Source organism: Citrobacter amalonaticus (assembly GCF_018252635.1).
Lineage (GTDB): Bacteria > Pseudomonadota > Gammaproteobacteria > Enterobacterales > Enterobacteriaceae > Citrobacter_A > Citrobacter_A amalonaticus_E.
The window spans coordinates 21,000-33,214 of sequence record NZ_JAGTXM010000010.1; the positions used below are offsets into that span (position 1 = coordinate 21,000).

The window sequence follows — 12,215 nt, forward strand, 5'->3', positions numbered from 1 at the left end:
GCCCGTTAAGGCTTACGCATAAAGCAGAATTACTCTTGTTCCCTTCGCAGGTTTTAACCTGATCAGGTTCCGCGGATCCCGAATTAACGGTCTCAGCCAGTGTTTTCACACCAGGCACTCCGACAAGATGTAACCTCTGATAAGAGGCAATAGGGGTAAACTACGCGTTCTGTGCGCCGAACTCAAGCAGGACGTTTAATGACCGCATGCTCATGCATAGCGTCAAAGACCAGCATGATCAGCTTATCTTCCAGCGCAAACCGGGCTTCCAGCGCTTCGCCGAGATCGGACAAAACCTGTTGAAACTCCAGGCAGTTATCGTGATCAATCGCCGTTTCCAGGCTGGAGTCATAGTAGTCCATGATGCGTTGTGTGTTCGCTTCCAGCTGCGGCCAAATTTTTGTCGCTTTTAAAAGCTGCCCGTTGCCTTCCAATTTATGCAGAATACGTTCATAAATACTGAAGTGTCCGGTGGAGAGATAGTCGACCAGGCTCTGACAAAAATCATCCAGCGCTTTTTCATTCAGTCGCATGTACGATTCTTTGCCAGGCTTAATGCCAACCAGATTGTAGTAAGCCACGAGCAGATGCTTACGTACATGTAGCCAGCGATCAACCAGTTTGTTACTGCCTCTGACGCGCTCTGTCAGGTCTTCCAGCTGGTTTAACATGATTGACTCCGCAAATGTAGATTTAAAAACTGCTCACGCAGGAATTGTAAAAATAATGTTATCAACATGCCAGTGAAGCAAAGGTAGTGCAAGAGCTATGGATCGTATTATTGAAAAATTAGATCACGGCTGGTGGATCGTCAGCCATGAGCAAAAATTATGGTTGCCCCATGGCGAATTGCCACACGGCGATGCGGCACATTTCGAGCTTGTCGGGCAGCCCGCGCTGCAAATCGGAGAGTGGGAAGGCGAGCCCGTCTGGCTGGTGCAACAGCATCGGCGCCACGAGATGGGATCGGTTCGTCAGGTGCTCGATCAGGATGTGGGGCTATTTCAACTGGCGGGGCGCGGTGTGCAACTGGCCGAGTTTTATCGATCGCATAAGTTCTGCGGCTACTGCGGGCATCCGATGCATCCGAGTAAAACCGAGTGGGCGATGCTCTGTACCCACTGCCGCGAACGTTACTACCCGCAAATCGCTCCCTGCATTATCGTCGCCATTCGCCGTGAAGATTCCATCCTGCTTGCCCAACACGTTCGCCATCGCAACGGCGTACATACTGTGCTTGCCGGATTTGTTGAGGTGGGCGAAACCCTGGAACAGGCGGTGGCGCGTGAGGTGATGGAAGAGAGCGGCATTAAAATCAAAAACCTGCGCTATATCACCTCGCAGCCGTGGCCGTTCCCGATGTCGCTGATGACCGCGTTTATGGCGGAATATGACAGCGGTGAGATCGTCATCGACCCGAAAGAGCTGCTGGAGGCTAACTGGTATCGCTACGACTCGCTACCGCTCCTGCCGCCGCCAGGCACTGTCGCACGGCGGCTGATCGAAGATACTGTGGCTATGTGTCGGGCTGAGTACGAATGACATGATACACTTCATCCTTCAAAGTGGCTCTTCGTTGACTGCCTTCAATCACCCCAGTCACTTATCTGAGTAAGCGCCAGGGGATTCATTCAGTTGTCGCCTTGCTCCACTCTGAATGATTTTGTGTATACACTGACGGACTGACGCAATAAGGAACTGCAAAAATGACCGAACTGAAGAACGATCGTTATCTGCGTGCGCTGCTGCGCCAGCCCGTTGATGTCACCCCGGTATGGATGATGCGCCAGGCGGGCCGTTATTTACCGGAATATAAAGCCACCCGCGCAGAAGCGGGCGACTTTATGTCGCTGTGCAAAAATGCCGAGCTGGCCTGCGAAGTGACGCTCCAGCCGCTGCGCCGTTATCCGCTTGATGCGGCGATCCTCTTCTCGGATATCCTGACCATTCCGGATGCGATGGGGCTGGGGCTCTATTTTGAAGCCGGCGAAGGTCCGCGTTTTACTGCCCCGGTGGCCTGTAAAGCCGATGTCGACAAACTGCCGGTTCCCGATCCGGAAGATGAACTGGGCTACGTGATGAACGCGGTACGCACGATCCGCCGCGAGCTAAAAGGCGAAGTGCCGCTGATCGGTTTCTCTGGCAGTCCGTGGACGCTGGCGACCTACATGGTGGAAGGCGGAAGCAGTAAAGCGTTTACCGTGATTAAAAAGATGATGTATGCCGACCCGAAAACGTTGCATGCGCTGCTTGATAAGCTGGCAAAGAGCGTCACGCTGTATCTCAATGCTCAAATCAAGGCGGGCGCACAGTCGGTGATGATTTTCGATACCTGGGGCGGCGTGCTGACCGGGCGCGATTATCAGCAATTCTCGCTGTATTACATGCACAAAATCGTTGATGGCCTGCTGCGTGAAAATGACGGTCGCCGCGTGCCGGTGACGCTGTTTACCAAAGGTGGCGGACAGTGGCTGGAGGCGATGGCGGAGACCGGCTGCGATGCGCTCGGACTCGACTGGACCACCGATATTGCCGATGCACGTCGTCGTGTCGGGCATAAAGTGGCCTTGCAGGGCAACATGGACCCGTCGATGCTCTATGCGCCTGCGGCGCGTATCGAAGAAGAAGTGGCGACGATCCTTTCCGGTTTCGGACAGGGCGAGGGCCATGTTTTTAACCTCGGCCACGGCATTCATCAGGATGTGCCGCCTGAACACGCCGGCGTCTTTGTTGCGGCGGTTCACCGCTTATCTGCGCAGTATCATAAGTAGAGCGTCAGTATGGATCTTGCATTGCTACGTGCTCAGCAGCTTGAACTGGCCTCATCGGTGATCCGTACGGATCGTTTCGATAACGATCCGCCGGATCTGATTGCCGGTGCCGACGTCGGGTTTGAGCAAGGAGGTGAGGTGACGCGAGCCGCGATCGTGCTGCTGAAATACCCCTCGCTGGAACTGGTCGAATACCAGGTGGCGCGGATCGCCACCACCATGCCTTATATCCCCGGCTTTCTCTCCTTTCGTGAGACGCCCGCGCTGCTGGCGGCGTGGGCGTTACTCTCACAGAAACCCGATCTCCTCTTTGTTGATGGACACGGCATCTCCCATCCACGCCGTCTCGGCGTGGCCAGCCACTTTGGGCTGCTGGTGGATGTGCCGACCATTGGCGTGGCGAAAAAGCGTCTGTGCGGCAAGTTTGAACCACTCGGTACTGAACCGGGCGCGCTGGCGCCACTGATGGATAAAGGTGAACAACTGGCATGGGTCTGGCGCAGTAAAGCGCGCTGTAATCCGCTGTTTATCGCGACGGGCCATCGCGTTGGGCTGGACAGCGCCCTGGCGTGGGTGCAGCGCTGTATGAAAGGCTATCGTTTGCCAGAGCCGACCCGTTGGGCGGATGCGGTGGCATCTGAACGTCCGGCATTTGTGCGTTGGCAGGAAATTCAGCCCTGATTGCGGTACACTGCCGATAATTTCTTATTCGAGAATTCATCATGTTACAAAACCCGATTCATCTGCGTCTGGAACGTCTGGAGAGCTGGCAGCACGTCACGTTTATGGCCTGCCTGTGTGAGCGTATGTACCCGAACTATGCCATGTTCTGCCGACAGACCGGGTTTGGCGATGGGCAGGTATACCGCCGTATTCTGGACTTGATCTGGGAAACGCTGACGGTCAAAGACGCGAAAGTGAATTTCGACAGTCAACTGGAGAAGTTTGAAGAAGCGATCCCCACGGCTGACGATTATGACCTGTATGGGGTTTATCCGGCCATTGATGCCTGCGTGGCGTTAAGCGAGCTGGTCCATTCCCGTTTGAGTGGTGAGACGCTGGAACACGCCATTGAAGTCAGCAAGACATCCATAACCACGGTTGCGATGCTGGAAATGACCCAGGCTGGTCGAGAAATGAGCGATGAAGAGCTCAAAGATAACCCCGCGGTGGAGCAAGAGTGGGATATTCAGTGGGAAATATTCCGACTTTTAGCGGACTGCGAAGAACGCGACATTGAGCTGATAAAAGGGCTTAGAGCAGACCTGCGTGAGGCTGGTGAGAGTAATATCGGTATAAATTTTCAGCAATAAGACACGAAAACGTGATTTAACTTCTGAATTGTCGTACCTGGAGGCTTCCCTTCCGCCCCCCGTCTGGTCTACATTTGGAGGGCGAAAAAAAGTGGCTATCGGTGCGTGTATGCAGGAGAGTGCTTTTCTGGCATTTCCGTCGCACTCGATGCTTAGCAAGCGATAAACACATTGTAAGGATAACTTATGAACAAGACTCAACTGATTGATGTAATTGCAGACAAAGCAGAACTGTCCAAAACCCAGGCTAAAGCTGCTCTGGAATCCACTCTGGCTGCTATTACTGAGTCTCTGAAAGAAGGCGATGCTGTACAACTGGTTGGTTTCGGTACCTTCAAAGTGAACCACCGTGCTGAGCGCACTGGCCGCAACCCGCAGACCGGTAAAGAAATCAAAATCGCCGCTGCTAACGTACCGGCGTTTGTTTCTGGTAAGGCACTGAAAGACGCAGTGAAGTAAGACTGCGTGGCTGTAAACAGTTTTAATGAAGGGGCGGTTTCGCCCCTTTCGTCTGTCTGGCGTCGCGTATTGACGCTGGCAGGTGTGCTGTTGCTGACAGCCTGTAGTCATAACGATTCGCTTCCCCCGTTTACCGCCAGCGGATTCGCTGACAACCAGGGCGCGGTGCGTATCTGGCGTAAAGATGCCTCAGATGGCGTCCATTTGCTTTCGGTGTTTAGCCCGTGGCGTAATGGCAGTACCACAACCAGCGAGTACCGCTGGCAGGGTGATTCCCTTTCACTGATAGAACTCAATATTTATGGCGAACCGCCGGAGCATATCCGCGTGCGGTTTGACGATCGCGGCGACCTGAGCTTTATGCAGCGGGAAGTCGATGGCCAAAAACAACAGCTTTCGAACGAGCAGATTGAATTATATCGTTATCGTGCGGAGCAAATCCGCCAGACCAGCGATGCGCTGCGTCTGGGGCGAGTAGTGTTGCGACAGGGGCGCTGGCATGGTGCTGAACGCACGGTCACTACCTGCGAAGACGAGACGGTTAAGCCGGATTTAGACTCCTGGGCGATGAGTCACATTGCGCGCCGCCAGAGCCGCTCATCGGCTGATGTCAGTGTGGCATGGCTGGAGGCACCCGAAGGGTCACAGCTTCTGCTGGTGGCAAATTCCGACTTCTGTCACTGGCAGCCAAAAGAAAAAACGTTTTGATGGGTGCCGGATGGCGGCTTACGCCTTATCCGGCCTACACCAGACATTCTGTAGGCCTGATAAGCGTAGCGCCATCAGGCAAAACATTACCAGCGCCCCATATGACCGCCGCCACCGCATCCGCCGTAACCCATCCCCATACCACCAGAGACGCCGGCCTGAGCCATGGCAACATCCCGTTTCACCCGCTGTTCATCCAGTGACTGTCTTAAGGATTCCATCTCTTTCACCACCGCATTGATTTTGGCGGTATCCGGCGGATTAGTCGCTAACAGCGCGTTGTACTCATAGCGTTTGGACATCAGTTGCTGACGTAGGGCGTTAGTCTGATTGTAAAAGTCATTATGGATTTTCTGCGCGGCGGCCTGCTGTTCTGCGCTCAGCCCACTGCCATTTTGTTGCCACATGCCGCCGCCGTTCCCCCAGTGATGCCGCGCCAGTGCGGGGCTGGAGCCTACTAACATCAAAGAGAGGGCGATCAGCGCCAGGCCTGCTTTCGTGTTCCGTTTCATCATTTATCCTCCTGTGGGTGGTCTTATCTTCCGTATTGCATCTTCCGTGCCAGACCGAATATTCCCGCCCGGCGCGGGTTCTGGCGAGGCGCAGGCCTGCAAAGCGAGTAAAAATGACTCGCCGGAAGGACGCAATGGGTCATTTTTACCCGGCGGTGCCTGCAGTTTGTGTGGCAAGACCGGGATACGGGCTGCGAAAAGTGGCATGATTTCTGCTGAAGCAAAAAAGGATTGAGTGACACAGAGCAGATAAGAATGATGCGAGAACATAAGGATACGGTCTCCCGATGGTTAAGCGGGGTACTACCCGCCGTCATCCTGATTCTGGTTGGGCTATTTGCCGTGATGGTGATCCGCGATTACGGGCGTGAAAGTGACGCGGCGCGGCAGACGCTGCTGGAAAAAGGCAGTGTGCTGATCCGTGCACTGGAGTCGGGGACGCGCGTCGGGATGGGCATGCGGATGCATCATGCTCAGCAGCAAACCCTGCTCGAAGAGATGGCGGGGCAGCCTGGCGTACTGTGGTTTGCTGTGACGGATGCGCAGGGCAACGTGGTCATGCACAGCGATCCTGCCCAGGTAGGGAAAACGCTCTACTCGCCAGCGGAGATGAAAGCATTACATCCGGGAGAAGAGGCGCGCTGGCGTTCACTTGACGCGCTAGATGCGCAGGGGGAACCTGTTCCGGCGCTGGAGATCTATCGTCAGTTCCAGCCGCTGTTTTTCCCGGGGCGGCACGGGATGCACGGGATGTCGCGTGGCATTGGTGGAATGTCTGGCTCCGCCAGTCAGTCCATTTTTATCGCCTTTGATGCCAGTGAGCTGGCCGTGACGCAGGCGCGTGAGTGGCGCAACACGCTGATTATGCTTTTCGCGCTGACCACCGTGCTGTTGGCGACCCTCCTGACATTTTTCTGGTACTGGCGCTACCTGCGTTCTCGCCAGCTGTTGCAGGATGAGGTGAACCGTAAAGAGAAGCTGGTGGCGCTCGGGCATCTGGCGGCAGGCGTCGCGCACGAGATTCGTAATCCACTGTCGTCCATCAAAGGGCTGGCGAAGTACTTTGCTGAACGCGCACCGGCGGGCGGTGAAGCGCATGAACTGGCGCAGGTGATGGCGAAAGAGGCCGATCGCTTAAACCGGGTGGTAAGCGAGCTGCTGGAACTGGTAAAGCCCGCGCACTTGTCTTTGCAGTCGGTGGATCTCAATGCGATGATTGGTCACTCTCTGCAACTGGTCAGCCAGGACGCGCAAAGTCGGGCGATCGATTTGCAATTTGTATCTGACCCTGCGCTACCGTCTATTCAGGCCGATCCGGACAGGTTGACGCAGGTACTGCTGAATCTTTATCTGAATGCGATTCATGCGATCGAGCGCCAGGGTGTTATCCGCGTTGAGGCGAGCACAAGCGGAGCCGATCGCGTTAAAATCACCGTTGCAGACAACGGGAAAGGGATTGCGCCAGACCAGCTGGCCGCCATATTCACCCCTTACTTCACGACCAAAGCGGACGGTACGGGACTGGGGCTGGCGGTGGTACAGAACATCATTGAACAGCATGGCGGGACGATTCAGGCGGTAAGCCCGCCAGGTCAGGGCGCAACGTTCACCCTTTGGCTCCCGGTGACGTTAACACGTAAGGATTCACAAGGATGACTCGCGCAAAGATCGATATTCTGGTGGTGGATGACGACGTCAGCCACTGCACTATTTTACAGGCATTACTGCGGGGATGGGGCTATGGCGTCGCGCTGGCTTACAGCGGACGGGCCGCGCTCGAGCAGGTGCGTGAACATGTTTTTGACCTCGTGCTGTGCGATGTACGCATGGCGGAGATGGACGGCATCGAGACGCTGAAAGAGATCAAGGCGCTGAACCCGGCCATTCCTGTACTGATCATGACGGCGTTTTCCAGCGTGGAGACGGCGGTTGAGGCGCTAAAAACCGGCGCGCTGGATTACTTAATCAAACCGCTGGATTTTGACAATCTGCAAACGACGCTGGAAAACGCGCTGGCACATACGCGAGGATCCGTCAGCGAGCTGCCGTCAGTTTCCGCTTCGCAGTTTGGGATGGTTGGCAAAAGCCCGGCGATGCAGCAACTGCTGAGTGAAATTACGATGGTGGCCCCTTCAGATGCGACGGTGCTAATTCATGGTGATTCTGGCACCGGGAAAGAGCTGGTGGCACGCGCGCTGCATGCCAGCAGCGCGCGGAGCGACAAACCGTTGGTGACGCTGAACTGCGCGGCGCTCAACGAGTCGCTCCTGGAATCTGAGCTGTTCGGTCATGAGAAAGGGGCCTTTACGGGGGCTGACAAACGCCGGGAAGGGCGCTTTGTCGAAGCCAATGGCGGCACGCTGTTTCTCGATGAAATCGGCGATATCTCGCCGATGATGCAGGTACGGTTATTGCGCGCGATTCAGGAACGCGAGGTTCAGCGCGTCGGCAGTAATCAGACGATCTCGGTTGATGTCCGTCTGATTGCCGCGACCCATCGCTGCCTGGCGGAAGAGGTGAACGCCGGGCGCTTTCGTCAGGATCTCTATTACCGCCTGAACGTGGTGACAATTGAAATGCCTTCGTTGCGTCAACGACGGGAGGATATCCCCTTGTTAGCGGAGCATTTTCTTGAACGGTTTGCCGGGCGCAACCGTAAAGTGGTGAAAGGGTTTACCCCACGGGCGATGGATTTGCTCATTCATTATGACTGGCCTGGCAATATCCGCGAGCTGGAAAACGCGATTGAACGTTCGGTGGTGCTGCTAACGGGAGAGTATATCTCCGAGCGCGAGCTGCCGCTGGCAATTGCAAGTCAACCGATTCCGCTTATCGGGACGCAGGATATTCAGCCGCTGGTGGAAGTCGAAAAAGAGGTGATTCTGGCGGCGCTGGAGAAAACGGGCGGCAACAAAACGGAAGCCGCCCGTCAGTTAGGGATTACGCGAAAGACGCTGCTGGCGAAACTGTCGCGTTAATTCTGTTCACGCTCAATGGCGCGCCAGCCGATGTCTTTACGGCAGAAACAATCGTCCCAGTGGATATCGGTCATTAAGGCATAGGCGCGCTTCTGCGCCTCTGCCACGCTGACGCCCAGCGCGGTGACACACAGCACGCGACCGCCGCTGGTGACCACCTGCTCGTTATCAGCCAGTTTTGTCCCGGCGTGGAACACTTTACCATCGGCCACTTCTTCGAGCGGCAAACCGTGGATCACGTCGCCGGTGCGGTAATCGCCAGGATATCCGCCCGCCGCCATCACCACGCCAAGCGAGGCACGTTCATCCCACTCGGATTTTTGCGCATCCAGTTTGCCTTCGCAGGCAGCCAGGCAGAGTTCAACCAGATCGGACTTCATGCGCAGCATAATCGGCTGGGTTTCCGGATCGCCAAAACGGCAGTTAAATTCAATCACCTTCGGGTTGCCCTGCTTGTCGATCATCAATCCTGCGTACAGGAAGCCGGTGTAGGTATTACCTTCTGCCGCCATGCCTTTCACAGTTGGCCAGATGATACGTTCCATGGTGCGCTGGTGGACGTCATCCGTCACCACCGGTGCAGGAGAGTAAGCACCCATACCGCCGGTGTTCAGACCGGTATCACCATCGCCCACACGCTTATGATCCTGGCTGGTGGCCATCGGCAGGACGTGCTCGCCGTCAACCATCACGATAAAGCTGGCTTCTTCGCCATCGAGGAATTCTTCAATTACGATACGATGACCGGCATCGCCAAACGCGTTACCAGCCAGCATGTCATGTACGGCGGCTTCGGCTTCTTCCAGCGTCATTGCGACAATCACACCCTTACCGGCAGCCAGACCGTCAGCCTTGATGACGATCGGCGCGCCTTTCTCACGCAGATAAGCGAGGGCAGGATCGATTTCAGTGAAGTTCTGGTATTCGGCAGTTGGGATCTGGTGACGTGCAAGGAAATCCTTGGTGAACGCTTTGGAACCTTCCAGTTGTGCTGCGCCTGCAGTTGGGCCAAAGATTTTCAGGCCCGCCGCACGGAAGGTATCAACCACGCCTTTCACCAGCGGTGCTTCCGGGCCTACGATCGTCAGGTCGATCTTTTCATTCTGGGCAAAGCTCAGCAGCGCAGGAATGTCCGTTGCGCTGATGGCGACGTTTTGCAGCGTCGGTTCCAGCGCAGTACCAGCGTTACCCGGCGCAACAAATACGGTTGTCACTTTGGGTGACTGAGCGGCTTTCCACGCCAGAGCGTGTTCGCGCCCGCCGTTTCCGATAACTAATACTTTCATGTCTCGCTCCATTAATGGCGGAAGTGACGCATATCGGTGAAGATCATTGCAATGCCGTGTTCGTCAGCGGCGGCAATCACTTCATCATCACGGATGGAACCGCCAGGCTGGATCACGCAGCTCACACCCACCGCGGCCGCGGCATCAATACCATCGCGGAACGGGAAGAAGGCGTCGGAAGCCATAGCGGAACCTTTCACTTCCAGACCTTCATCAGCAGCTTTTATCCCGGCAATTTTAGCTGAGTAGACACGGCTCATCTGGCCTGCGCCAATGCCAATCGTCATGTTCTCTTTGGCGTAAACAATGGCGTTGGATTTCACAAACTTCGCGACCTTCCAGCAGAACAGCGCGTCACGCAGTTCCTGTTCGGTTGGTTGGCGCTTCGTAACCACGCGCAGTTCACCAGCAGTAACCATACCCAGATCGCGGTCCTGAACCAGCAGACCACCGTTAACGCGTTTGAAGTCCAGGCCCGGCACGCGCTCAGCCCACTGACCGCAGGTCAGGACGCGAACGTTCTGTTTGGCGGCGGTGATTTTAAGCGCGTCTTCGGTCGCGGACGGGGCGATAATCACCTCAACAAACTGACGGGAGATGATGGCCTGCGCGGTTTCCGCATCCAGTTCGCGGTTGAAGGCAATAATGCCGCCAAAGGCAGAGGTCGGATCCGTTTTATACGCACGATCGTAAGCATCGAGAATCGAGGTACTTACCGCTACGCCGCAGGGGTTAGCATGCTTCACAATCACGCAGGCGGGTTCGGCGAACTCTTTCACACACTCCAGCGCTGCGTCGGTATCAGCGATGTTGTTATAAGACAACGCCTTACCCTGTACCTGGGTCGCGGTGGCGACGGAAGCTTCTTTAACATCTTCTTCTATATAGAAGGCAGCCTGCTGGTGGCTGTTCTCGCCATAACGCATATCCTGCTTCTTAATGAAGTTCAGGTTCAGCGTGCGCGGGAAACGGCCAGCGGCTTCTTTGCTTTCGCCGTGATAGGCCGGAACCATGCTGCCAAAGTAGTTGGCGATCATGCTGTCGTAGGCGGCGGTGTGCTCGAAAGCTTTAATCGCGAGATCAAAACGAGTGTCGAGGGTCAGAGAACCGTCGTTAGCATCCATCTCATTAATAATGGCGTTGTAGTCACTGCTTTTCACCACAATAGCGACATCTTTATGGTTCTTCGCGGCGGAGCGCACCATGGTCGGCCCGCCAATATCGATGTTCTCTACCGCATCTTCCAGTGAGCAGCCTTCACGGGCAACGGTCTGGGCGAACGGATAAAGGTTAACAACCACCATATCGATCGGAGCGATACCGTGCTGTTCCATAATCCCGTCATCCTGCCCGCGACGACCGAGAATGCCGCCGTGTACCTTAGGATGTAGGGTCTTCACGCGTCCATCCATCATTTCCGGGAAACCGGTGTAATCGGAAACTTCGGTCACCGGCAGACCTTTCTCTGCTAACAGACGGGCAGTGCCCCCTGTCGACAGCAGCTCCACACCACGTGCGGAAAGTGCCTGGGCGAATTCGACGATACCGGCTTTGTCAGAAACACTGAGTAGAGCGCGGCGGACTGGACGACGTTGTTGCATGGTAAATCCCCTGGATTTGACGATTACAGAGAGCGTTAGCTGAATTTTTCGTGAAAAACTTAGCTAACGCCCCTTACGGGGCATCCTTTCTTTTGCGTGGGCATTGTAACGAAAACGTTTGCGCAACGCTCGCGAATTTTTCTTTTTCGATTCTGCCGCTAATTTTCTCCCTATAACGATCCCACACGGGAGGGATGATCTGGAAAATGATCCTCGTGATTGTGGATAACTCTGTGTGTAAAAGGGTATAAAGCGGGGTTTTGCTGGGGAATGCAGCAGTCAGTCATTTTTCTGATATTTTTCTATTGCGGATGCTCGGGAACTCCCTATAATGCGCCTCCATCGACACGGCGGATGTGAATCACTTCACAGAAAAACGCCAGTGACGATGAAGAGAAAATTCTCCAAAAAGAGTTGACTCTGAAAGAGGAAAGCGTAGTATACGCCACCTCGCGACAGAGCGCTAAAGCGCGTCGCAACTGCTCTTTAACAATTTATCAGACAATCTGTGTGGGCACTCAAAGTGACATGGATTCTTAACGTCGCAAGACGAAAAATGAATACCAAGTCTCAAAGAGTGAACACGT

12 protein-coding genes and 1 riboswitch are annotated in these 12,215 nt (G+C 55.1%); of the genes, 8 read left to right on the forward strand and 4 right to left on the reverse strand.

The features are described 5' to 3' along the window. Positions 1-22: 22 nt before the first annotated feature. Positions 23-132: riboswitch (TPP riboswitch) on the reverse strand. 50 nt (positions 133-182) lie between these two features. After that, positions 183-671, reverse strand: coding sequence for a sigma D regulator (gene rsd / locus KE671_RS22080; protein WP_206164751.1), 489 nt, complete (start codon positions 669-671; stop codon positions 183-185). A gap of 97 nt (positions 672-768) precedes the next feature. Between rsd and nudC the strand changes: the two genes are divergently transcribed. The 6 genes from nudC (at position 769) to KE671_RS22110 (ending at position 5,251) form a co-directional block, all read left to right on the forward strand. Further along, on the forward strand, positions 769-1,542 hold the full coding sequence (gene nudC, locus KE671_RS22085) for an NAD(+) diphosphatase (protein WP_206164752.1): 774 nt from the start codon (positions 769-771) through the stop codon (positions 1,540-1,542). Positions 1,543-1,706: 164 nt separating this feature from the next. Further along, positions 1,707-2,771, forward strand: a complete 1,065-nt coding sequence (gene hemE, locus KE671_RS22090; RefSeq protein WP_206164753.1) for a uroporphyrinogen decarboxylase — start codon at positions 1,707-1,709, stop codon at positions 2,769-2,771. Positions 2,772-2,780: 9 nt separating this feature from the next. Next, positions 2,781-3,452, forward strand: a complete 672-nt coding sequence (gene nfi, locus KE671_RS22095) for a deoxyribonuclease V (protein WP_206164754.1) — start codon at positions 2,781-2,783, stop codon at positions 3,450-3,452. A gap of 41 nt (positions 3,453-3,493) precedes the next feature. Continuing rightward, the gene (locus tag KE671_RS22100) at positions 3,494-4,084 is read left to right on the forward strand and encodes a YjaG family protein (RefSeq protein ID WP_206164755.1); all 591 of its coding nucleotides are present in this window, start codon (positions 3,494-3,496) and stop codon (positions 4,082-4,084) included. Between the two features lie 186 nt (positions 4,085-4,270). Beyond that, a complete protein-coding gene (gene hupA, locus KE671_RS22105; protein WP_001044509.1) occupies positions 4,271-4,543 on the forward strand; it encodes a nucleoid-associated protein HU-alpha in 273 nt (90 codons plus the stop codon). A gap of 6 nt (positions 4,544-4,549) precedes the next feature. Further along, positions 4,550-5,251 (forward strand): DUF1481 domain-containing protein, encoded by a 702-nt coding sequence (locus KE671_RS22110; protein ID WP_206164756.1) that lies wholly within the window; start codon positions 4,550-4,552, stop codon positions 5,249-5,251. A gap of 86 nt (positions 5,252-5,337) precedes the next feature. Here KE671_RS22110 and zraP read toward each other — a convergent pair whose 3' ends face one another. Continuing rightward, complete coding sequence (gene zraP, locus KE671_RS22115) at positions 5,338-5,763, reverse strand: zinc resistance sensor/chaperone ZraP (protein WP_206164760.1); 426 nt, start codon at positions 5,761-5,763, stop codon at positions 5,338-5,340. A gap of 255 nt (positions 5,764-6,018) precedes the next feature. Between zraP and zraS the strand changes: the two genes are divergently transcribed. Next, complete coding sequence (gene zraS, locus KE671_RS22120; protein WP_432759345.1) at positions 6,019-7,419, forward strand: two-component system sensor histidine kinase ZraS; 1,401 nt, start codon at positions 6,019-6,021, stop codon at positions 7,417-7,419. Next, complete coding sequence (zraR, locus tag KE671_RS22125) at positions 7,416-8,741, forward strand: sigma-54-dependent response regulator transcription factor ZraR (protein WP_206164757.1); 1,326 nt, start codon at positions 7,416-7,418, stop codon at positions 8,739-8,741. The genes zraS and zraR overlap by 4 nt, the downstream gene beginning before the upstream one ends. Here the strand turns inward: zraR and purD are convergent. Continuing rightward, positions 8,738-10,027 (reverse strand): phosphoribosylamine--glycine ligase, encoded by a 1,290-nt coding sequence (gene purD / locus KE671_RS22130; RefSeq protein ID WP_206164758.1) that lies wholly within the window; start codon positions 10,025-10,027, stop codon positions 8,738-8,740. The two genes, zraR and purD, sit on opposite strands and share 4 nt — an antisense overlap. A gap of 11 nt (positions 10,028-10,038) precedes the next feature. Then, entirely contained in the window at positions 10,039-11,628 is a 1,590-nt protein-coding gene (gene purH / locus KE671_RS22135) for a bifunctional phosphoribosylaminoimidazolecarboxamide formyltransferase/IMP cyclohydrolase (RefSeq protein WP_206164759.1), read from the reverse strand. Between the last annotated feature and the right edge of the window lie 587 nt (positions 11,629-12,215).